Below are 22,606 nucleotides of genomic sequence, written 5' to 3' on the forward strand. Positions count from 1 at the left end.
AGGCTCCGCGCGACCCGGGACCCATAACCACGAACAGTGGTTAGTTGAGTCCGCTGGAGCCCCAGCCGTCTAAACTCATTGGGATCGGTGGTTATGGGTCCCGGCCTTCGCCGGGACGACGGCGACATTTATGTCAGTGCGCGTTCGCTCGCCGCCTGCCCGGTGCGGTAGATCGCAAGATCGCGCGAGCCGGAGAAGATCGCGCGCGGCTTCAGGCCATAGAAGCGGCGGATCGAGTGGCTGAAATGGGTGCTATCGGGATAGCCGATGTCCTGCGCGAGATGCGCGAGGTTGATGTCCTGGTTGGCGAAGTGCAGCAGATGCCGCGCACGCTTCCAGGCGCGGAAGGAGCGGAACGAGATTCCGGTCTCCTCCTTGAACAGATGCAGGAAACGCGAGGGCGACAACCCGGCCTCGGTGGCGCAGCCAGCCGCGGTCACCGGCTCGCCGGAGAATTGCCCGATGCGGCCGATCGCGCGCACCACGCGCGGATCGAGCGCGCGCTGCGGCAGCGCGTCGCCGAAGCACATCGTGTCGAACTCGGCATTCGCAATCGCGTCACGATGCTGCATCTCGGCAAGCGTCGCATAGGCGGCGCGGATGCGACCCGCGAACAGATGCGAGTCCGATCCTTGCAGGCGGCGGGCGACCGCCTCCAGCGTGCCGTCGGGCACGCTCTCCGGCTCGATCGCAACGCAGATCGCCGAGCGATATTCGCTGGTGATGGTGTGGCGCAGGTTCGGCATCGTCACGGCGAGCTCGCCATGGGACTCGCGGCCTTCGCTGGTCGACAGATGCAACCCGTCGCGGATCGCGACATAGACATGGAATGCGCCGGGACAGCGCTCGCGCGGGCGGCCGAGCAGCCCGGCATAGAACACCCGTTCCGGCGTGATCAGCATCCGGTGGCCGGATTGCTCGCCCTTTGCGTCCACGATCGCGTCCATGGCGGTTCCTCCTCGCGCGGCTCTTTGGGCCGCTGCGGCGGAGCTACCATAGCGCAAATTCGCAACCTGTCACCGACGCTGAACGTCGTCATTCCGGGGCGATCCGACGCATTGCCCCGGAACGACGGAGAAGTTACGGCCGCGCGCGCGGCGCAACGTTCTGTTCCTGCCCGGCTTTTTGCTCCGCCGCCACCGCGCGCTTGTAGCCATCACGCTGCTGCAGCCGCGCCCAATAGGCCGCGACATTCGGCCCGAAATCCTTGGCGAGGCCGATATTGCCGGCGAGCCGGAGCGCATAGCCGTTGGCAATGTCGGCGGCGGTGAAGCGTTCCGCGCAGAGGAATTCCGAATTCGCCGCTGCCGCCTCGACCGCGCGCAGCCGACCGAGGAACCATTTTGCATAATCGCCCGAGACCTGCGGGTTGCGCCGCTCCTCCGGTTCGAGCTGGCTGTAGCGGAGCACCAGCGTCTGCGGAAAGGTCAGCGTCGCGTCGGAGAAATACATCCAGTTCAGGAAGGCGCCATAGGCCGGCTCGTCGGGACCTACGATCAGCGTCGTCGGGCCGTATTTGGTGCCGAGGTAATGGCAGATGCCGGACGATTCGGTCATCTTCGTCTCGCCGTCGATCATGAACGGGATGGTGCCGAGCGGATTGATGCCGAGATATTCCTTGGCGAACACGCGCGGCGGGAACGGCAGCATCTTCAGCTCATAGTGAAGCACGAGCTCCTCCAGCATCCACAGCGGACGGAACGAGCGCGCGGCGTCGCAGTGATACAGCGTGATCATCAGGCGTTTCCCTTTTGCTTGAGGCCCGGCAGCGTGCCCATCATCTTGCAAAGAACCATCAGCATCACCTCGTCGGCGCCGCCGCCGATCGAGGTCAGGCGGCTGTCGCGATAGGCGCGGCTCACCGGTGTCTCGTTGGTAAAACCCATGCCGCCCCAATATTGCAGGCAGGCATCGGTGAGCTCGCGGCCGAGCCGGCCGGCCTTCAGTTTCGCCATGGTCGCGAGCCGGGTGACGTCCTCGCCGGCCACCAGCGCCTCGCCGGCGCGGTAGATTAGCGAGCGCAGCAGCTCGACCTCGGTCTGCATCTCCGCGAGCTTGAAGTGCACCACCTGATTGTCGAGGATCGAGCCGCCGAACGCCTTGCGGTTGCGGGTGTACTCGATTGTCTCGTTGATGATATACTCATGCGCCTTCAGGCAGGCCGCCGCGCCCCACAACCGCTCCTCCTGGAACTGGATCATCTGGTAGGTGAAGCCCTGCCCCTCCTCGCCGATCCGGTTGCGCTTCGGCACCCGGACATTGTCGAAGAAGATCTGCGCGGTATCGGACGAGCGCATGCCGAGCTTGTCGAGTTTGCGCGCGACCTGCACGCCCCTGGTCTTCATCGGCACGCAGATCAGCGACTTGTTTCGATGGGCCGGGCCGTCGCTGGTGTTGGCGAGCAGGCAGATCCAGTCGGCCTGGGTGCCGTTGGTGATCCACATCTTGCCGCCATTGATGACGTAATCGTCGCCGTCGGCGCGGGCACTGGTCTTGATCGAGGCGACGTCCGAGCCCGCGCCGGGCTCGGAGACGCCGATGCAGGCGACCTGGTCGCCCGCAATCGCCGGCGCCAAAAATTCGCGGCGCACCTCGTCGGAGCCGAACCGCGCCAGCGCCGGCGTCGCCATATCGGTCTGCACCCCGATCGCCATCGGCACGCCGCCGCAGGTGATGGCACCCAACTCTTCGGCCATCATCAGCGCGTAGGAGTAATCCAGCCCCTGGCCGCCATATTCGACCGGCTTGTTGAGGCCGAGGAAGCCGAGATTGCCGAGCTTCTTGAACAGCTCATGCGCCGGAAGGATATCGGCCATCTCCCATTCGTCGACATGGGGATTGATCTCGGCCGCGATGAACTTTTGCAGTGCGCGGCGCGGTTCGTCATGGTCGGCGGTGAAGAGCATTTTTGCTTCCTGTCATTCCGGGGCGACCGCGCAGCGGGCGAACCCGGAATCTCGATCCGTTCAATCTCTAGGTTCCGGGTTCGCGCTGCGCGCGCCCCGGAACGACGACATGTCACTCACAACCCCATCTGCCGGCTCGCGAGATCCTTCATGATCTCCTCGGTGCCGCCGCCGATGGCGTTGACTTTGACTTCGCGGTAGATGCGCTCGACCTTGATGCCGCGCATGAAGCCGGCGCCGCCGAAGACCTGCACCGCCTCGGAAGCGCAATGCGCCATGGTCTGGGTGGCCTGGTTCTTCATCATGCAGATCTCGGCGACCGGGCTTTCGCCCTGGCCGAGCCGCCATGCCAGCATTTCCAGCATCGCCTGCGAGGCCGCGACCTTCTGCGCCATGTCGACGATCTTGTGCCTGATCACCTGGTGCTGGGCGATTGGCTTGCCGAACGTCTTGCGCTCCTTGGCATAGGCGATCGCCTCGTCGAGGCAGACCCGCGCATAGGCGGTGCAGCTCGCCGCCATGCCCATGCGCTCGCTGTTGAAGTTCTGCATGATGATCTTGAAGCCCTGGCCTTCCTCGCCGATCAGGTTCTCGACCGGCACGCGGCATTCGTCGAAATGCAGTGTCGCGGTATCCGACGCCCACCAGCCCATTTTCTTCAGCCGGGTGCGGGACAGGCCGGGCGTGTTGCCCTCGATCAAGAGGAGGCTGACGCCGCCGGGGCCCTCGCCACCGGTGCGCACCGCGACCGTCAGGTAGTCGGCGCGCATGCCCGAGGTGATGAAGGTCTTCTCGCCAGAGACGACGTAATGGTCGCCGTCGCGCCGCGCCTTGGTGCGGAGGTTGGCGACATCGGAGCCGCCGCTCGGCTCGGTGATCGCGAGCGCTGAGATCTTCTTGCCCGCGAGTACCTCCGGCAGCACCCGCGCCTTCACCTCGGGCCGGGCGGCGCGGGCGATCGGCGGCGAGCCGATGGTGTGGCTCATCAGGCTCGAGGAGACGCCGCCGGCGCCGGCCCGCGCCAGCTCCTGCGAGGCCACGATCCGCATGAACTGGTCGGCGGCGATCCCGCCATATTCTTCCGGGAAGCCGAGGCCGAGCAGCCCGATCTCGGACGCCTTGGCGTAGAGCTCGCGCGGAAACTCGCCCTCCTCGTCCCATTGATGGGCATAAGGCTCGATTTCCCTGGCAACAAAGCGCCGCATCACCTCGCGAAAGGCCTCATGCTCGCTGGTGTAGAACGGGTTTGCCATCCGCTTGCTCCGTTGATTCCCGCCTCCGACGATGTCCGGATTCTTCCCTGTTCACTTGCGTCGAGTGGCTGCCCGCCGGACCGGCTTTCCATCCCGGCACAAGCCAGCCAGTAAACGCAAGACAGTATCCCAATACGCCCCCTCCACTGCCAATTCATGGCATCAATCGAGCCAGGAACAGGCGGCGCAAGACTGCCGTTCCGGAGGAGGGACATTTGCCGGTTCGTTACTACGACTGGATCGCGCATCATCGCCGGCGGACGCCGGACAAGATGGCGCTTGTCGATCTCGCAAGCAATCGCCGCTTCAGCTATGCGGAGCTCGACGCCCGCGTGTCGCGGCTCGCGGGCTATCTGCGCGACGAGCTCAAGGTCGGCGGCGGCGATCGCGTCGCGGTGCTGGCGCTGAACACCACGGATACGCTGGAGGTGCAGTTCGCCTGCTTCCGGATCGGCGCGATCTTCCTGCCGCTCAACACCCGCCTCACCGTTCCCGAGCTGCGCTACATCACAGCCGACGCCTCGCCGAAGGTGATGATCCATGATGACGATCTCGCCGAGACGGCGCTTGAGGTCGCCAAACTCTGCAATGTCGCTGCCGCGGTGCGGCTCGGCCCCGGCGGCGCCTATGAGGCCGGCATTGCTGCGGCGAGGGCGCTCGAGCGGTTCGAGGAGGTCATGCTCGATGACATCTCGACCATCATGTACACCTCGGGCACCACGGGCCAACCCAAGGGCGCAATCATCACGCATGGGATGACGTTCTGGAATTGCGTCAATCTCGGCGGCCCCGCCTATATCTCGCCGGCCTCGGTGCTGCTGACGGTGCTGCCGCTGTTCCACACCGGCGGGCTGAATTGCTACACCAACCCGGTGCTGCATGCGGGCGGCACCGTGCTGATCATGCGCGCCTTCGACCCCAGCGAGGCGCTGAAGCTGATCTCTGATCCGGCGCAGGGCATCAACGTGTTCTTCGGCGTGCCCGCGATTTACCAGTTCATGGCGCAGCATCCGGCCTTCGCGTCAGCGGATTTCAGCCGCCTCGTCATTGGCGGTGTCGGCGGCGCGCCGATGCCGGTGCCGCTGCTCAAGACCTGGGAGGCGCGCGGCGTCGCGCTGCAACAGGGCTACGGCATGACCGAGACCTCGCCCGCGGTGATGGTGCTCGACCGCGAGGATGCCGCGCGCAAGGCCGGCTCATCCGGCAAGCCGGTGCTGCATACGGAAGTGCGCATCGTGCGGCCCGACGGCAGCGATGCCGCGGTCGGAGAGCTCGGCGAGCTCTGGGTCAAGGGTCCGAACATCACGCCGGGCTACTGGAACCGGCCGGACGCCAACGCCTCCTCCTTCACCGACGGCTGGCTGCATACCGGCGACGCCACGCGGATCGACGAGGAGGGCTTCTACTACATCGTCGACCGCTGGAAGGACATGTACATCTCCGGCGGCGAGAACGTCTATCCGGCCGAGGTCGAGAGCGTGCTGCACCAGTTGGCAGCCGTGGCCGAGGCCGCCGTCATCGGCATCCCCAACGAGCAATGGGGCGAGGTCGGGATGGCCGTGATCGCGGTGAAACCCGGCCACTCGCTGACGCCGACGGAGATTCACGCGCATTGCCAGGCCAATCTGGCGCGGTTCAAATGCCCGCGCCTGATCGAATTCATCGATGCCCTGCCGCGAAACGCGACAGGCAAAATTCATAAGCCGACGCTCCGGCAGCAATTCAGCCAGCCGAAGCCAACCGATACCGCGGCGTGATCTCAAGACGCGCGTGACGCGCTTATGATCTCGCCGCGACAACAATTGCCCCATAGCCGTCTGTCGGGACCGGCTGCGGGTTCGTTGCGTTAAGTCCCCAATCAAAATCAATCGAGGAAATTGTCTTTATGAAAACAACAAAACTGTTGCTGCTGGCCGCCGCCACGGCGCTCTGCCTGCTCTCCACCCAGGCCGCCTTTGCCCAAAAGAAATATGACACCGGCGCCTCCGACACCGAGATCAAGATCGGCAATGTCGAGGCCTATAGCGGTCCCGCCTCCGCCTACGGCGTCATCGGCAAGACCGAAGAAGCCTATTTCAAGATGATCAACGATCAGGGCGGCATCAACGGCCGCAAGATCAACTGGATCTCCTATGACGACGGCTACTCGCCGCCAAAGACGGTGGAGCAGATCCGCAAGCTGATCGAGAGCGACGAGGTCTTTCTGGTGTTCAACGCGCTGGGCACGCCGACGCAGACCGCAGTGCAGAAGTATCACAACGCCAAGAAGGTGCCGCAGCTCTTCCTCGCCACCGGCGCCAGCAAGTGGAACGATCCGAAGGATTTCCCGTGGACGATGGGCTTCCAGCCGAGCTATCGCGTCGAGGCGCGGATCTTCGGCAAGTACATCCTGAAAGCCAAGCCGGACGCCAAGGTCGTGATCTTCTATGCCAATGACGATTTCGGCAAGGACTACCTGATCGGCCTGAAGGAGGTCCTCGACAAGTCGTCCGTCAAGATCGTCGCCGAGGAAAGCTACGAGACCACCGAGCCGTCGATCGATTCCCACATCGTCAAGCTGAAGGACACCGGCGCCGATGTGTTCGTCAACATCTCGACGCCGAAATTCGCCGCGCAGGCGATCAAGAAGATCGCCGAGCTCAACTGGAAGCCGATGCACGTGATGACCGACGTCTCGATTTCGATCGGCGCGGTCATGAAGCCCGCCGGGCTCGAGGCTTCCGAAGGCGTGCTGTCGGCCGGCTACCTCAAGGACGCGTCCGATCCGCAGTGGAAGAACGATGAAGGCATGAAGAAATTCATGGCCTTCGCCGAGAAGTACCTGCCGGGCGCCAATCTGTCCGACGCCAATCTGGTCTATGGCTACGCCGCGGCGCAGACCATGGCGCAGGTGCTGAAGCAGGCCGGCGACAATCTGACGCGCGAGAACGTGATGAAGCAGGCCGCGAGCCTGAAGGACTTCACGCCCGACACGCTTATCCCCGGCATCCGGATCAACACCAGCGCGACCGACTTCGCCCCGGTCGAGCAGCTCAAGATGATGCAGTTCAAGAACGGGCAGTGGGAGCTGTTCGGCGACATCATCAGCGCGGAGACCGGGGGCTAGTTCAGTCCGTTCAACGAACTAACGGCACAGGATCGCGAAGCCGCCCTTTCGGGCGGCTTCGTTGTTCTTGCGGAGTGATAGGCTGGATGAAATCCGGCAGAGCGATGCGCGCCCCTATCTCACCGTCACCCTGAGGAGCCGCGAAGCGGCGTCTCGAAGGGTCGACGGCCCGGCTGGTGGCCGTGCATCCTTCGAGACGCGCGTTCCGCGCTCCTCAGGATGACGGGACCGGCCCCGTAATCCTGTCGACATTATCCCGGCAAAAAGATCGCAAACGGCTCATCGATCGTGCGGCGCAGATGCTCGCGATAGAGGGCAAAGTTGGCATCGTCGGCCGACACCCGGCCGACGCTCGGCTTGGGCACGTTCTTCACCGGCAGGAACGCGATCGGCGCGGCGACCGGCGTCAGCAGCGAACCGCGGCCGGCGAGCAACGTCGTAATGATGCCGTACATCTCGCCGGAATTGCGCGGGCGCGAGACCGTGATCACGCGATGCTGGCCGTGCCGGTTGGTCACGAGGTAGACGAAGCCTGATTCATTGGGCACCGCCACCTCGCCATACTGGGTGTAGTCGGTGTCCTGTCGCTCGCCCTCGCGAAAGCCGAGCGATGATGCCGCGTCGTCCCAGGCGATCTCGGTGCGATAAGCATAGACCGCGCCCTTCTCGCCGAACGACGGACGCACCGTGATGTAGGTGCCCTCGATCCGCGCCACCGAGCGGCGCGAATAGGATCCGAGGCTGTCCGGTGCGATCCCGCCATTGGCAGGCGCGACCACACTGATCGCCTCGGGCAGCTTGCGGAGCGAGACGCCAAGCGCCTGCTCCAGCCGCACGGTGGTCGCCAGCGTGAACGGGCGGCGGCCGCCGAGCACCTTCTCCAGCGTCGACAGGCTGAGCTTCGCCTGCTCGGCCAAGGTCTGCCGCGAGATGCGGCGGCGCGCGATTTCCTCGCGAATGGTCTCCGCAACCTGCTGGCTCTGCTCGGCGGAAAGCTGCTTGTCCGGCGTCGGCATCGTGATTCCTGCCCGATTCCCCATGAGTCTGGGCAGTCTAGCAGACCGGACAATCCATCACAAAACCGCACAAACCCGCCTCCGCGAGCGGCGGGCCGCGCCGGGCCGCGGCCAATCATTGCCGATCATTCTGCTCGCGCCAAAACCGCCGTTCTCCATGATCGCGAGGCAGCGAAAGCCTCGCTCGGGAGTGACGAAAATGACGATTTACGATGCATGTGAGAGCAGCCCGCAGATCCGCCTGTCGCGCCGGATGCGCATTGTGCTGTTCTTTCTGGTGGAAGGTGTGGCCGCGCTGGTGATCGGCTTTGCGGCGCTGCTTGTGAGTTTCGATCCGGTGTGGTCGGCCGAGCTGCCGCAACAGGCGGTGCTGCGGCCAGGCGACGCGCGATCCGGCTCGCTGCTGTTCAAGACCGACGACGGCTATGCCGATGCAACCAGGCTCGGCATCGATGTCGACCTCACGGTGTCGGGCCCGACCGTCCGCGCCCGCGTCACCCAGATCTTCCGCAACCCGACCAAGGACTGGGTGGAAGCGACCTATGTCTATCCGCTACCGGCGGGCGGCGCGGTCGACACGCTGAAGATGGTGGTCGGCGACCGCATCGTGGTCGGCGACATCAAGGAGCGGCAGCAGGCCCGCGCGATCTACGAGCAAGCCAAACAGAATGGCCAAAAGGCCGCGCTCACCGAGCAGGAGCGGCCGAACATCTTCACCAACTCGGTCGCCAATATCGGCCCTGGCGAAACCGTGCTGGTGCAGATCGAATATCAGGAGCCGGTGCAGCAGAACGGCAACGAATTCTCGCTGCGGGTGCCGATGGTGGTCGGCCCGCGCTACAATCCACGTCCGGTGGTGCAGAGCGTCGACCTCCGCGCTGATGGCAATGGCTGGGGCGCCACCTCGACCGATCCCGTGCCGGACCGCGACCGTATCGCGCGCGAGGTGCTCGATCCCGCCGACAACGCGCCGGTCAATCCGACCAACATCACGGTGCGCCTCAATGCCGGCTTCCCGCTCGGCGAGGTGAAGAGCCACTTCCACCAGGTCAGGATCGAGACCCCCGACAGCACGACGCGCATCGTCAAGCTCGCCGAGGGCCCGGTGCCGGCCGATCGCGATTTCGAGCTGACCTGGAAGCCGGCCGCCGAGAAGGCGCCCTCGGTCGGACTGTTCCGCGAGCATGTCGGCAATTCCGACTACCTGCTGGCCTTCGTCACCCCGCCCTCGGTCGAGCAGGCGCAACAAAAGGCCCTGCCGCGCGAAGTGATCTTCGTGATCGACAATTCCGGCTCGATGGGCGGCATCTCGATGATCCAGGCCAAGGCAAGCCTGCTGTATGCGCTCGGCCGCCTGCAGCCGGCGGATCGTTTCAACGTGATCCGCTTCGACGACACCATGGACGTCCTGTTCCCGACGCCGGTCGCCGCCAACAGCGCCAATATCGGCAACGCGACGTCGTTCGTCAGCGCGCTGCAGGCCCGCGGCGGCACCGAGATGGTGCCGGCGATGCGCGCGGCGCTGTCGGACACCAGCCATGACGACGCCAACCATGTCCGCCAGGTCGTGTTCCTGACCGACGGCGCCATCGGCAACGAGCAGCAATTGTTCGAGACCATCAGCGCGCTGCGCGGCCGCTCGCGGGTGTTCATGGTCGGCATCGGCTCGGCGCCGAACACCTATCTGATGACGCGCGCCGCCGAACTCGGCCGCGGCACCTTCACCCATATCGGCTCGGTCGAGCAGGTCGACGAGCGCATGCGCGACCTGTTCGCCAAGCTGGAGAATCCCGCGGTGACCAACCTCGCCGCGAAATTCTCCGACGCGACCGCCGACCTGACGCCGTCCGCACTGCCCGACGTCTATCGCGACGAGCCGCTGGTGCTGGCCGCGAAGCTCGACAAGCTTGCCGGCTCGGTCGAGATCAAGGGCCGCATCGGCGACCGTCCGTGGAGCGTGACGCTGCCGCTGGCCGGCGCCGCCGAAGGCAAGGGCCTGTCAAAACTGTGGGCGCGCCGCAAGATCGCGGATGCCGAGGTCGCGCGCACCACGCGCCAGGCGAGCCCGGAGGATGCCGACAAGACCATCCTTGCACTCGCGCTGGAGCATCAGCTCGTGACGCGGCTGACCAGCCTCGTCGCGGTCGACAAGACGCCGAGCCGCCCCGAAGGCGATCCGGTGAAGCTCTCCGAGCTGCCGCTCAACCTGCCCGCCGGCTGGGATTTCGCAAAGGTGTTCGGCGAGCGTCCGCGACTGCCGGCCGCGCCGACCGACCGCCGCGCCGAAGCGGGCGACGGCAAGGTGCAGCTCGCTGTGCTGAAGCGGTCACCGGTCGCGACGCAAGGTCCCGGCACGATCCAGTTGCCGAAGACCGCAACCGATGCAGAGCTGAAGATGATCGCAGGCGTGATCCTGCTCACGGTCAGCCTTCTCCTTCTGGTGTTCAACCGGCGTCAGACGTCGCCCCAATGACGTCGGATGAAAGGAGGAGGTGCCCCTCGACTTCCTCCTTCGAGAGCGCGCGCGGCCTTCCCACCCGTCCCCCAAGGGCCGCGCGCGCCAATTTTTTCTTCGAGTGTCATTCCGGGGCGATGCGCAGCATCGAACTATGGTGCGCAATTGCGCACCTGAGAATCTCGAGATTCCGGGTTCGCTTCGCGCCCCGGAATGACGGAAGGCTCAACAATGCGCCGCTTCCTTCTCCCCCTCGCCTTCGCCCTCATCGGCCTGATCCTGTTCGGCCAGGGCGCCTATATCCACGCCAAGGCGCTGCTCGCGCAGCTGCTGCTGGAGCGTGCCTTCGCAAGCAGCATCGCGACCGGCCAGCCCGTGAAGCCATGGAGCTGGGCCGATACCTGGCCGGTGGCCCGGATCGAGGTGAAGCGCCTGCACGCCTCCGCGATCGCGCTCGCCGGCAGCAGCGGCCAGGCGCTGGCGTTCGGTCCCGGCCATGTCGAACAGACCGTCGATGCCGGCGAGCCGGGCGTCGCGGTCTATTCCGCGCATCGCGACACCCATTTTCGTTTCCTCAAGGATGTCAGAATCGGTGACGAGATCGACGTGACGCGAAGTGACGGCAAGACATTTCGCTACCGGGCTGACCGCAGCGCGGTGGTCCGCTTCGATCAATCCGGCATCGATCCGCTCACCGACCGCCATGAGCTGGTGCTGTCGACCTGCTGGCCATTCGATGCGCTGACATCGGGGCCGGAGCGTTATCTACTGCACGCGACCCTGATCGAACCGGATTCGACCCCGCTCGAACGGGGTTCCTGATCCGCACGAATTTTGCGTATGCCGGGATATTGCATGCGATGCTCTGACTTGCGCCAGCGTGAGTTGCCACCCTTGTCCATCAGCCATAAAAGGAGCGAAGAACGACATGCTGCGGCGACCGACCGTTGGCCAGAGGAAATCAACGATAACAAGGATAGGGCGGGCCCAATGGAAGCTCTCGCAAGCGCCGCATCTCATACCTCCCACAAATGGGCGCCGCCCGCTGACGCCAGCGATATCGTCAAGAGCATCCACGCGATGCTGCACCCGCGCAACATCGTGCTGGTCGGCGCCACCGACAAGCCCGGCAACTACGCCGAGCGGATCTGGAACAATCTGGTCAAATACGGATATGCCGGCGGCCTGTTTCCGATCAACGCCAAGCGCGAAGCGATTTGGGGCGTCACCTGCTACAAGGATTTCGCCAGCCTTCCCGAGAAGCCCGATCATGTGCTGGTGCTGGTGCCGGCCCGCTTTGCCGTGCAGGTGATCCGCGACGCGGCCGCCGCCGGCGCGCGCTCGGCGACCATCGTCACCTCCGGCTTCAGCGAGCTGCAGGACGAGGAAAGCCAGCGGCTCGCGGTCGAGCTGAAACAGGCGATCAAGGAGACCGGGCTTGCGGTCACCGGCCCGAACTGCCTCGGCAATCTCAGCGCCGGCGAGAACCTGTTCACCAATATCGACGACCGCATCGTCACCATGGAGCAGGGCGCAGTGGCGATCGCCGGACAATCCGGTGCGATCGTGATGGCGATCCGCCAGGCGCTGGAGGATCGCGGTGTCGGTGTCGGCTACATGGTCACGACGGGCAATGAATCCGGCCTCGAGACGCCGGATCTGATGAGCTATTTCGCCGCCGATCCGAGCATCCGCGTCATCGTGGTCTATCTCGAAGGCGTCAGGAACACCAAAGTGTTCCGCGACGCCTGCAAGGCCGCGCGTGCCGCCGGCAAGCCGGTGATCGCGCTCAAGCTCGGCGCCTCCGAAGGCGGCCGCGCCGCCGCGATGGCGCATACCGGCGCGCTCGCCGGCTCGATCGAGACCTTCGATGCGATCTCGACCCGCGAGGGCGTGATCCGCGTGCGCGGGCTGGATGAACTGATCGAGACCACCGAGTGCTTCGTCCATGCCGATCCGCCGAAGGGCAACCGCCTTGCGGCCGTGTCGCTGTCAGGCGGCAAGCGTGGCCTTCTGATCGACGCGTTCTATTCCGCCGGGCTGAATTTTGCGCCGCTGAGTGAGAGCGCATCGGAGCAGCTGGCCAAGATGCTCGGGCCCGGCAGCATCGTCGGCAACCCGCTCGACGCCGGCTTCGCCGCGGTGGTCGATCCCTCCGTCTACATGAAGTCGATCGAGATCATGATCGACGATCCCGACACCGACATCGTGATCATCGATGCCGAGCTGCCGAAGGCGCCGCACGAGCTGCGCGAACGCAATCTGCGCATCGTCAACGAGATGGCGGGCCACGCCAACAAGCCGGTAATCTATATCAGCGCGATGTCGATCGGCTTCACCGAATTCACCAAGGGACTGCGCAAGACGCTGCCCGATATCGCAGTGATGCAGGGCCTCGACCGCGCGGTCGGCGCGATCAAGTCGCTGATCGAATATGCCGGTCTGCGAAAGGCGGTGCCCGACATCGCGTCGAGCTCGAAGCCGTCCGCGCGCGCGGTGCTGGAGAAGACGCTGAAGGCGGCCAATGGCGCTGCCGCGCTCGACGAGGTTGCCTCGAAGAAGCTGCTCAAGGCCTATGGCATTCCGATCTCAAAGGAAGAGGTCGCGCAGACCGCAGCCGAGGCGGTGAAGATCGCCAAGACAATCGGCTTTCCGGTGGTCGCCAAGGTGGTCAGCCCCGACATCCTGCACAAGTCCGATATCGGCGGCGTGGTGCTGAACCTCGCCAATGCAGCCGAGGTGAAGAAGGCGTTCAACGACATCACCGCGCGGGTGAAGAAGCTGAAGGGTAACCCGAAGCTCGAAGGCATCCTGATCGCGCAGCAGGTCAAGGCCGACCTCGAGCTCGTGGTCGGCGCCTCGCTCGACGCCGAGATGGGTCCCGTGGTTCTGTTCGGCACCGGCGGCGTCGATATCGAGCTGATGAAGGACGTGGCGCTTGCCGGCGCACCGCTCGACGCCGCCGAGGCGAAGGAGCTGATCGCGAAGACCAAGGCCGGCGTCAAGCTCAAGGGCTATCGCGGCAAGCCGGCGCTGCACGAGCCGTCGGCGGTGAAGGCGCTGGTCGGGCTCTCCAACCTGATGGCGGATGCCAATGGCCGCATCGCCTCGATCGACGTCAATCCGTTCCTGATCAACAGCAAGCTCGGCGTCGCCGTCGACGGCCTGATCGTGCTGAACAACGCCGCCGCGAACAAGGCGGCGGGGCACTAAGGTTCGGCGCGCTCTCTACGCTCCGTCATCCCCGCGCAAAGGCTTCGCCTTTGTCGCTGGAGGTGCGAGCCTTGCGGCGCACTTGCGCCGCTGGGCGAGCTTCGAAGGATGAATCGGCCACAGTGGGGCCGTGCATCCTTCGAGGCGCGCAAGAGCGCGCACCTCAGGATGACGGGACTGGAGCCGCGCTAAAAGCTCGCACCCCATTGCCGCGCGGTCTGCATCACCCAATCGCGGTAGAGCGTCAGCGGCGTCACGCCGGTGATGCCGCCGCAGCCGGCGGTGCCGTTTGGGCCAGTGGACCAGCTCACCACGCCGACGATTGCGGGCCCGCCTGGCTTGTCCTCGAACACCGGCGCGCCGGAATCGCCGGTGCAGGCACCGAGCCCGTCGCGCACGCCCTGCCCGACCGGATCGACCAGACGAATCTGCAGCGTGCCGGGCTTGCCGCCCGCGATCAGGCCAGCGACACGAATGCTGCCGCCGCTCTTGCCGTCGCCGCGCGCCGTGACGCCGACGCCCGCGACGGTGAAACGGCCGCCACCCTGGATCGGAATGTTGGGCATGCCGAGCAAGGCCGGCGCCTTGCCTGCGGCAGGCGCCGCGAGCTGCAGCAGCGCGACATCGGCGGTCGCGACATGATTGGTCATCGCCTGCATCCGAAAGGCTGGATGGATCGCGACTGCCTTGACGTCCTGCAGCTTCGGCTGCCGGTCCGATCCGTACTCGACGATCTTGTAGTCGGCGCCGGGATGCACGCAATGCGCCGCGGTCAGCACCACTTTCGGCGCGATCAGCGCACCGGTGCAGAAATTGCCGCGCGAGCCGACGATGGTGACCACGGCGCGCGCCACGCCGTCGGTCGACGGCGCGCCGCCGCCGACGATGGCGAACGCGGGCGCTGCCATCAACAGGGTCAGAAAGGCTGTCGCTCGCATCAGGCTCGTCATGGAATCCTATCGATCTACATCAGAATTAAGCGCATCCGAAACGCGGCATTGCGTCGCTCGCACTTCGCGCTCGGAGAACACGCAATATTGTACAGAGCATCCGGCCCTGCACGCGTCAATTGTCTAAATATCTAGGCGTCGATGACTACGGCGTTGAAGTCGCCGCCGGATTCCTGCACGCGTCATCACATGCACGTGCTCCGCATCCGCCGTCTTGTCGCGATATGCAACACTTCGGATCACGTCGCGCGATCCGGACGACGCTCGAATGTGAACTGAGCCTCTTGATCATGCGCGCATCGCGGACGTAGTTTCCACCCGACAATGAAATAATACAACCTCTGGCAGCATACCGCATTTACCTTCATGACTTTCTGGATGCCGGTGCCGTTGACTTTCATACGGCTTTCCATTCGCCATTTCGTTAAGTTCGAGGATATTGATGAGGATCGCGGTCGTCACGCCGATCAGGCTGTTCAGCGAGGGGCTCATCTCGAGCTTCCAGAACCACGCCGAATTTGCGATCGAGACGGCGGTGCCCGATCTCGCCGGCCTGCGCCAGACACTCGATTCAAGCAGTGTGAATGTCATTCTGATCGATGTCACGCAGGGCATCGATCTCGACGAAGTACGCGTGATTGCGAGCGCGCATGCGGAAGTCGCCCTGGTAGCGCTCGGCCTCAACGAAGACCGGCGCGACGTGGTTCGCTGCGGCCGTGCCGGATTCAGCGGCTACATTTCCCGGAACGCCAGCTTCGATGAGCTCTGCCGCGCGCTGTCGGACGTCGCCTCGGGGCGGCTCGCCTGCAGCGCCGAGATTTCCGGCGGCCTGCTGCGCGCGCTGTTTTGCATGGAGCGTCAGACCGATACGATCGATGCGGATCAGGGGCTGACGCGTCGCGAGGGCGAGGTTCTCACGCTGATTGGACAGGGCCTGTCCAACAAAGAGATCGCGCGCGATCTCAATCTCAGTCTTGCGACTGTCAAGCATCACGTCCACCACGTGCTCCAGAAGCTCGGCCTGCCCCGCCGGGCGCAGGCGATGCGGCGCGTGCGCGAAGCGCCGTGGATCGCATCATCGGCGCCAGCGCCCGATCGGCGCCGCGAACTCGGCTGATCCCGCCATCCTGAATTCCGTGTCCGACCGACCGCGGCGTCGCGCATCAGCGCGATGATGCAGCGCGTCACGGCGCATGCGCGTGCGTCGCGCCATGAGATCGATCCCGGCTAAATCCTTTGATCGATCATTCGGCCCAAGCGATCGATCTCATGGATCGATCGGCCCCCATCCCCGGCTCGATCCTTTCTGATCCACCACGGCGAATAGGCCTTTCGCGAAGCACCTGCCACAACATCGCCAACGCAACGACATCCCGCTCTTTTCGCTCGCTGCGTAATTGCAGATTGCCGTGGAAGACGGATCGGCTGCGAGGATTTGCGGCAGGTCGGTCGGGATTGATTTCATGAATCCAGTTGCCGACATCGCTGGTCTGGCTGCCTTGTGGCAGCGAGCGTCGGGCGGCGCCCCCGCGGTGAAGATCGCGATCATCGACGGCCCCGTCGATCTCAATCATCCCTCGCTCAGGCAGGCCCGTGTCGCGATGGGCGGCCAGTTCGTCGCGCCGTCCTCGCCGATGATCCAGTCCGAGCACGGCACGCATGTCACGAGCGTGCTGATGGGCACGCCCGGCAGCCCGGTGCTCGGCGTTGCGCCGAATTGCAGCGCGACCGTGTTCTCGATCTATCGCGAGAATGCAGGCGGACAGATCGAACCCTCTTCGCAAAGCACGTTGGCGCTCGCGATCAACCAGGCGCTCGCCGCGGGCGCCGACGTCATCAATATCAGCAGCGGCCAGCAATCCGCGACGGGACAGGCCGATCGCATCCTCATCGACGCGGCCCGCGCCTGCGAACGCGCCGGCAAGCTGATCGTGGCCGCCGCGGGCAATGACGGCTGCCGCTGCGTCCAGGTGCCGGGCAGCCTCGCTTCGGTGCTGGCGGTGGGCGCATGCGATCTCGCCGGCACCCCGCTGCACTTCAGCAATTTCGGCGACGCGTATCTCGAGAACGGTATCCTCGCGCCGGGCGAGAACATCGCCGGCGCCTCGCCGGTCCGCAACATCAGCCTGCGTTCCGGAACGAGCTTCGCCGCGCCGATCGTCACCGGCGTCGTCGCCCTGCTGCTCTCATGCCTGCGCCAGAATGGACGCAAGGCCGATCCGCAAGCCGTCCGTGCTGCGCTGCTCGAAAGCGCGGTGCCTTGCCGCAATGACGGCAGCGCCTCGCGCTGTCTCGCCGGACGTCTCGATATTCCCGCGGCTGTCGCCGCCCTGCTTGGCGAGCAGGCGGACGCCGTCATGCCGTCGGGTGCCACGGCCGCGCCTCCCCGCTTCTGGGGAGTGTCCGCGCGCTCTTTCGTCCAACCGTCATCCGCCGCTCAGCCAACTGCAACCAGAGAGGGTTCCATGGGAGATCTATCAGCAATGTCTGCACCATCGGCTCCACGCATTTTCGGGCCGGACGGCTCGGTCCTGCGAAGCAGTCCCGGGATCATGCCAAGCGAGGCCCAGCCTGCCGCGTCGGCGACGCCTGTGGCCATGGCGGCCCCCGCTGATCACGGTGTCGTCGCAGCGCAGATCGCAGCGCCCGCGCCTTATCCCTATCACGCCCCCCATCCGGGCGGCGATATGGTCTGGATGCCGGCACCGATGCCGCAGATGGCAATGCCACAGATGATGATGCCGCAGATGGCGATGCAGTCGGCCGCCATGATGCCGCAAGCCTGGCTGCAGCCGCCGCAGCTGCCGGCACTGATGCCGAGCAACGCGCTTCCGGTCGCAATGCCCCAAGCGCTGCCGATGTACGAGGCGCCCGCGGTTCGAACCAGCGAGAAGAGCTGCGGCTGCGGCGGGGGCATGCGTCCGCAGGGCGCTGCGGCCGAGTCCTCCGGTCAGCTCGCCTTCCCGATCGGCAGGCTGTTCTACGATTTCGGCAAGGAAGCCCGCCGCGACTACTTCGTGCAGGCGATCGCCAACTGGCGCGACAGCCTGATCGGACGCGGCGATCCGGAGTTCGGACCGGAGCGCGACCACTCCGGCGATACTTCGGCGCCGTACAATCCGGCGATCATGGCGCGCTATCTGTTGAACCAGGCCGAAGGCGAGAGCGCGACACCGGCCGGCTCCGGCAACAACTTCCCGGACGCCGACGCCATCACCTGGACGATGACGATCGACTCAATCCCGATCTACGCGATCAAGCCGCTCGACGTGTTCGGTCTCGGCTTCTTCGCGGCACTGATCCTGGCGTTGTGGCACCAGGAAGTCTCGCACGACGATCCCGCAACGACCCGCACCGTGGTGACAGCGAGATCGGCCGCCGCCGCCGACGCCGACGCGCGACCGACGACGCCGCCGGCATTCCCGCCGCGTGGCGGCGTTGCGCGGGTCTCGATGGCCGGCTGGGTCGACAGCACCAACACGACCAAGCTGCTCAACGGAACGGTCGTGCCGACGCTGGTGACCGATTGGCGCGGTTTCTATCAGTGGGATCTCTACACGCTGTTCGGGCCCGACCCCGACACCTGGCCGGCCGGCGCTGAGGGCTTCCTCGAGCGCATCTACAACGAGTTCCGCAATGTCGGTCTCTCGCCGCAGGATCGTGCGCTCAACTATTCCGCGATGAATGCCTACAACACGCGGAAGATCTTCAGCGACGTCGCCAAGAAGGGCTTGCGGCTCGACACCGTCGAAGTCGACCAGAGCGTGATCTGCCGCCCGGAATCGATTTGCCACGACGTGACCTACCGCTTCTTCAATCCGACGCAGGTCCTGACCCAGGCGCGCGAAGTCTATCAGTACACGATCGACGTGAGCGACGTGGTGCCGGTGGCGGTCGGGCCGCTGCGGCAGTGGCAGGTCTATTGACGCGATTGCTCCTCTGCGTTCGGAGGAGATCAGAACGTGGCGCGAAATCGGCGTCACGTGGTCCGGGGGATCGACGCGATGAGCGATCCCCTGGGCGACGTCCAGCGACGGCTGCCCCGGTCGGTGCTCACCTCCCGTAGTTGCCGTCAATTCAAACCGAAAGAAGGAGCTGAACATGTACGCAAGGAACGACTTTGAGACCTTCGGAAGCGTGCGTAGCCCGATCCAGTGTGAGGGCATCGAGCGCGGTCCGAAGCGGATTGCTGAAGTGGCGACCAACGGGTCGGTCAACCCGCAGGGTTGGCAGGACATCCTCGGTACGGCCGTGCAGGCGCTGCCGGGCGTCCTCGGTGCTTTCGGCATCTGATCGCCAAACTCGGGGCCCGGCGCTGTCGGGCCCCCCCCTCGAGGAGGCCGACATGATACAGAAATCCACCGCTAGGAGCCCGGAGCAACAGCAGCAGAAAGGTCGCCGGATCGAGCCCTCCGGGAAGATCGTCGTGTCATCAGTTGTGAGCCACGCCTCGCTGCTCGCCGCGATCAGCGATCGCAACCCGATCATCGCCAAACGCACCACATCCGACGAGGACAAATCCTGACGTCGTCGTCATCACCGAACCTTAAGGAGCCGATGCCATGGCAAGACCACCCCGCAAATCCGGATCCGACAGCGCCGCCTCCCCGCCGCCGGCGGAAGCACCATCCGCAGCGTCAAGAATGGACCAGGCGCGGCGTCCGCTGGAGGCCGCTGTTGTCGCCCGTCCGAAGATCGCCACCACGCCCGCTCCGCCGACAACGTCGGCCTACATGGCGCCGCCGCAGGGCCCGGGCGCCCCGCAGCAGATGCGCCATGATGGCTCGCCGCACTCGGAGACGCGGCTCAACACCGCGATGAAGATCCTGCTCGATCCCACTGCGCGCGCGCTGCCGAGCAAGGTCTACTCCGGACAGGCGCGAAACTGGACCCGCCGACCGTGATCGACGTTTCGCGTTGAGCCGCATCGATCTGCTGCCTAGACATGCAACGGCCCGCCCGGTCCGGCGGCGCGGCCGTTGCCGCTCGCCGGAGAGAGAGAGATGAACGAGAACAGCAATCCCCGCCCCTATACTCCTGGCCCCAATCTGCGCCGCGCGGCCTTCACATTCACAGGCCTCGGGATACTGCTGTTCCTCGCGGCCGGCACCATGCGATGGGCCGGCGCTTGGGTGTTGCTGCTCGAGATCACGATCGGCGGGCTGATCACCGAGGCCTGGCTCGCGAAGCATGATCCGGCATTGCTGGCGGAGCGGCGTACCTCGCGCGGCCAGGCGGGATGGGATCGCATCATCACGACGATCATGCCGTTGCTCTGGCTGACGTGGTTGCCGCTGATGGCGCTCGACGCGGTCCGCTACCAGACTTCGTTCGTCCCCGGCTGGCTGCAATGTGCCGGCGCTGTCATGATCGCGGCATCGTTCTACATCGTGTACCGGACCTACCGGGAAAACAGCTATGCCGCGCCGGTCGTGAAGATCCAGCGCGAGCGCGGTCATGCTGCTGTGACCACGGGGCCCTACGCCTATGTGCGGCATCCGATCTATGCCAGCGGGTTGCTGACCTATGTCGGCGCGCCGCTGCTGCTCGGATCCTGGTACGGCCTTGCCATCGTACCCGTCATGGCGGCGTTGCTCGGCTTGCGGGCGCTGATGGAGGAACGGATGCTCACCGCCGAGCTCGACGGCTATGCCGAGTATCTCGCCCGCGTACGCTACCGCCTGGTGCCGATGGTCTGGTGAGCCGTTCCGCGTGGCGGATTTTCACCGCAAACTGGCGGCTTGCCTAGTCGGCGGCAATTCCCATAAAGAGAACGGGCACGCGTTTCCCTATCTTCCTGCCAGACGGCCGGAAAACGCGAGGCGAAGCCGCCGCTTCGCAACGGGCAGGATCTTAACGGGCAGGATTTTGATGATCGAGGCAGTGATCTGGGATTTCGGCGGCGTCTTGACCACCTCGCCGTTCGAGGCATTCGCGCGCTATGAGACCGAGCGCGGCCTGCCGATCGACATCATCCGCCGCACCAACGCCGCCAACCATCTCGAGAACGCCTGGGCCAAGTTCGAGCGCGCCGAGATCGATATCGACGCCTTCGACGAACTGTTCGCCACGGAATCGAAAGCACTCGGCGCCGAGGTGCGCGGCAAGGACGTGCTGCCGCTGCTGTCCGGCGACCTGCGCCCGGAGATGGTCGAGGCACTGAAGCGCGTCAAGGCGAAGTTCAAGACCGGATGCATCACCAACAATCTGCCGGCGAATGCGATCGGCAGCCGCAGCGGGCGCACGCTCTACGTCGCCGAGGTGATGGCGCTGTTCGACCACATCATCGAGTCCGCGAAGATCGGCCTGCGCAAGCCCGACCCGCGCATTTACCAGATGATGGTGGAGACGCTTCAGGTGAACCCGAAGAACTGCATCTATCTCGACGATCTCGGCGTCAACCTGAAGCCGGCGCGCGAGATGGGCATGACCACGATCAAGGTCGTGAATTCAGCGCAAGCGATCGCCGAGCTGGAAGCCGCGACCGGCCTCACGCTGAGGTGAAGCGGTTTCCCCCTATTCACTTCGCATTCAGGCGACAGCTTCTAATCCTCAGCCTCCCCTCGGGTCACAGCACGATCGCGAAATCGCACCGATCCGTTCCTTGTCCGGGCTACGCTTCTGCGTATTGCGCTCGGCGGAAATATCCCGGGAACCATGCGCTAACCCCATGCCATTACGAGCCAAACGAGCCTTGTGCTTTGCCCGCAACAGGCGCAAAACAGGTCCGAGTTCAAGGCAAATTCGGAGCTGATCCTCGTGGCTGACACCAGGCCCACCGCCTCGATCGAGGCCGTGGAAAGCGGCCTCGCCGCGCAAGGCTATATTGCGAGCCGGCAGATCGCGACCGCGGTCTATCTGTCGCAGCAGATCGAGAAGCCGATCCTGGTCGAAGGCCCTGCCGGCGTCGGCAAGACCGAGCTGGCGAAGGCGATCGCCGCCTGGCGCGGCCTGAAGATGATCCGCCTGCAATGCTATGAAGGCCTCGACGAGGCCAAGGCGCTGTATGAGTGGAAATACGCCAAGCAGCTGCTCTACACCCAGATCCTGAAGGACAAGCTCGGCGAGGTGCTTGGCGGCGCGCAGACGCTGGCTGCCGCGCTCGACCAGCTGCACACGTTCGGCGACGTGTTCTTCTCCAAGGAGTTCGTCGAGCCGCGGCCGCTGTTGCAGGCGCTGGAGCAGCCGGCCGGCTGCGTGCTGCTGATCGACGAGATCGACAAGTCGGACGCCGAATTCGAATCGCTGCTCCTGGAAATCCTCTCGGACTTCCAGGTCACGATCCCCGAGCTCGGCACGGTTTCGGCGGTGGCGCCGCCGACTGTGATCCTGACCTCGAACAGCGAGCGCGACCTCGGCGACGCCTTGAAGCGGCGCTGCCTGCATCTGCATATCGGCTTCCCCGAACAGAAGCTGGAAGAGCGCATCGTCGAGAGCCGGGTGCCAGGCATCTCGCAGACGCTGCGCAAGCAGATGGTCGGCTTCATCCACGAGATCCGCACGCTCGACCTGAAGAAGTTGCCCTCGGTCAGCGAGGCGATCGACTGGGCGCGCGTGCTGGTGCTGCTGCAGGCGAGCGAACTCGACCACGAGATCGTCAAAGGTACGCTCAACGTGCTGCTGAAATACGAGGCCGATATCGAGGCTGCGACGCCGCAGATTTCGAGCTTCATCGCCAAGGCGTCGCGGCACGGCGTGTTCAGCTAG

Annotated in this window: 19 protein-coding genes; 13 read left to right on the forward strand and 6 right to left on the reverse strand. The window is 65.0% G+C overall.

The features are described from left to right. Nucleotides 1-128: 128 nt before the first annotated feature. The 4 genes from K359_RS0117230 to K359_RS0117245 all read right to left on the reverse strand — a co-directional run bounded on the left by K359_RS0117230 (nucleotide 129) and on the right by K359_RS0117245 (nucleotide 4,159). Nucleotides 129-947, reverse strand: a complete 819-nt coding sequence (locus tag K359_RS0117230; protein WP_156928537.1) for a helix-turn-helix domain-containing protein — start codon at nucleotides 945-947, stop codon at nucleotides 129-131. A gap of 133 nt (nucleotides 948-1,080) precedes the next feature. Further along, nucleotides 1,081-1,737 (reverse strand): glutathione S-transferase family protein, encoded by a 657-nt coding sequence (locus K359_RS0117235; RefSeq protein WP_029080464.1) that lies wholly within the window; start codon nucleotides 1,735-1,737, stop codon nucleotides 1,081-1,083. Beyond that, nucleotides 1,737-2,906, reverse strand: a complete 1,170-nt coding sequence (locus K359_RS0117240) for an acyl-CoA dehydrogenase family protein (protein ID WP_029080465.1) — start codon at nucleotides 2,904-2,906, stop codon at nucleotides 1,737-1,739. The genes K359_RS0117235 and K359_RS0117240 overlap by 1 nt, the downstream gene beginning before the upstream one ends. Nucleotides 2,907-3,022: 116 nt before the next feature. After that, complete coding sequence (locus K359_RS0117245; RefSeq protein WP_029080466.1) at nucleotides 3,023-4,159, reverse strand: acyl-CoA dehydrogenase family protein; 1,137 nt, start codon at nucleotides 4,157-4,159, stop codon at nucleotides 3,023-3,025. A 215-nt stretch (nucleotides 4,160-4,374) separates the two neighbouring features. On the opposite strand from K359_RS0117245, the gene K359_RS0117250 reads away from it, so the two are divergent. Together K359_RS0117250 and K359_RS0117255 are read left to right on the forward strand one after the other, a co-directional pair. Beyond that, on the forward strand, nucleotides 4,375-5,916 hold the full coding sequence (locus tag K359_RS0117250) for a long-chain fatty acid--CoA ligase (protein WP_029080467.1): 1,542 nt from the start codon (nucleotides 4,375-4,377) through the stop codon (nucleotides 5,914-5,916). A gap of 128 nt (nucleotides 5,917-6,044) precedes the next feature. Next, nucleotides 6,045-7,265, forward strand: coding sequence for an ABC transporter substrate-binding protein (locus tag K359_RS0117255; RefSeq protein ID WP_035976700.1), 1,221 nt, complete (start codon nucleotides 6,045-6,047; stop codon nucleotides 7,263-7,265). 251 nt (nucleotides 7,266-7,516) lie between these two features. Here K359_RS0117255 and K359_RS0117260 read toward each other — a convergent pair whose 3' ends face one another. Then, nucleotides 7,517-8,281 carry a helix-turn-helix transcriptional regulator gene (locus K359_RS0117260; protein WP_029080469.1) on the reverse strand — a complete coding sequence of 255 codons (765 nt, stop codon included), beginning with the start codon at nucleotides 8,279-8,281 and terminating at the stop codon, nucleotides 7,517-7,519. Nucleotides 8,282-8,534: 253 nt separating this feature from the next. Between K359_RS0117260 and K359_RS0117265 the strand changes: the two genes are divergently transcribed. The 3 genes from K359_RS0117265 (at nucleotide 8,535) to K359_RS0117275 (ending at nucleotide 13,949) form a co-directional block, all read left to right on the forward strand. Then, nucleotides 8,535-10,754, forward strand: coding sequence for a marine proteobacterial sortase target protein (locus tag K359_RS0117265; RefSeq protein WP_371261163.1), 2,220 nt, complete (start codon nucleotides 8,535-8,537; stop codon nucleotides 10,752-10,754). A 213-nt stretch (nucleotides 10,755-10,967) separates the two neighbouring features. Beyond that, nucleotides 10,968-11,558 carry a class GN sortase gene (locus K359_RS0117270; RefSeq protein WP_029080471.1) on the forward strand — a complete coding sequence of 197 codons (591 nt, stop codon included), beginning with the start codon at nucleotides 10,968-10,970 and terminating at the stop codon, nucleotides 11,556-11,558. A gap of 168 nt (nucleotides 11,559-11,726) precedes the next feature. Then, nucleotides 11,727-13,949 carry an acetate--CoA ligase family protein gene (locus K359_RS0117275; protein WP_029080472.1) on the forward strand — a complete coding sequence of 741 codons (2,223 nt, stop codon included), beginning with the start codon at nucleotides 11,727-11,729 and terminating at the stop codon, nucleotides 13,947-13,949. Nucleotides 13,950-14,137: 188 nt separating this feature from the next. Here K359_RS0117275 and K359_RS0117280 read toward each other — a convergent pair whose 3' ends face one another. Continuing rightward, nucleotides 14,138-14,899, reverse strand: coding sequence for a trypsin-like serine protease (locus K359_RS0117280; protein ID WP_029080473.1), 762 nt, complete (start codon nucleotides 14,897-14,899; stop codon nucleotides 14,138-14,140). A gap of 442 nt (nucleotides 14,900-15,341) precedes the next feature. Here K359_RS0117280 and K359_RS0117285 point away from each other — a divergent pair, with 442 nt between their 5' ends. The 8 genes from K359_RS0117285 to K359_RS0117320 all read left to right on the forward strand — a co-directional run bounded on the left by K359_RS0117285 (nucleotide 15,342) and on the right by K359_RS0117320 (nucleotide 22,606). Next, on the forward strand, nucleotides 15,342-16,016 hold the full coding sequence (locus K359_RS0117285; protein ID WP_029080474.1) for a response regulator transcription factor: 675 nt from the start codon (nucleotides 15,342-15,344) through the stop codon (nucleotides 16,014-16,016). A 346-nt stretch (nucleotides 16,017-16,362) separates the two neighbouring features. Beyond that, nucleotides 16,363-18,825: a S8 family serine peptidase gene (locus K359_RS0117290; protein WP_029080475.1), complete on the forward strand. Its 2,463-nt coding sequence runs from the start codon at nucleotides 16,363-16,365 to the stop codon at nucleotides 18,823-18,825. Nucleotides 18,826-19,000: 175 nt separating this feature from the next. Continuing rightward, a complete protein-coding gene (locus K359_RS0117295) occupies nucleotides 19,001-19,192 on the forward strand; it encodes a hypothetical protein (protein ID WP_029080476.1) in 192 nt (63 codons plus the stop codon). Between the two features lie 52 nt (nucleotides 19,193-19,244). Beyond that, complete coding sequence (locus K359_RS0117300; RefSeq protein ID WP_029080477.1) at nucleotides 19,245-19,424, forward strand: hypothetical protein; 180 nt, start codon at nucleotides 19,245-19,247, stop codon at nucleotides 19,422-19,424. A 37-nt stretch (nucleotides 19,425-19,461) separates the two neighbouring features. Then, the gene (locus K359_RS0117305) at nucleotides 19,462-19,803 is read left to right on the forward strand and encodes a hypothetical protein (protein ID WP_156928538.1); all 342 of its coding nucleotides are present in this window, start codon (nucleotides 19,462-19,464) and stop codon (nucleotides 19,801-19,803) included. A 99-nt stretch (nucleotides 19,804-19,902) separates the two neighbouring features. Beyond that, a complete protein-coding gene (locus K359_RS0117310; RefSeq protein ID WP_084518423.1) occupies nucleotides 19,903-20,601 on the forward strand; it encodes an isoprenylcysteine carboxylmethyltransferase family protein in 699 nt (232 codons plus the stop codon). A gap of 169 nt (nucleotides 20,602-20,770) precedes the next feature. Then, nucleotides 20,771-21,403, forward strand: coding sequence for an HAD-IA family hydrolase (locus K359_RS0117315; protein WP_198031151.1), 633 nt, complete (start codon nucleotides 20,771-20,773; stop codon nucleotides 21,401-21,403). A 249-nt stretch (nucleotides 21,404-21,652) separates the two neighbouring features. After that, nucleotides 21,653-22,606 (forward strand): AAA family ATPase, encoded by a 954-nt coding sequence (locus tag K359_RS0117320; protein ID WP_371261164.1) that lies wholly within the window; start codon nucleotides 21,653-21,655, stop codon nucleotides 22,604-22,606.

It is taken from the genome of Bradyrhizobium sp. th-b2, assembly GCF_000426785.1.
Lineage (GTDB): Bacteria > Pseudomonadota > Alphaproteobacteria > Rhizobiales > Xanthobacteraceae > Bradyrhizobium > Bradyrhizobium septentrionale.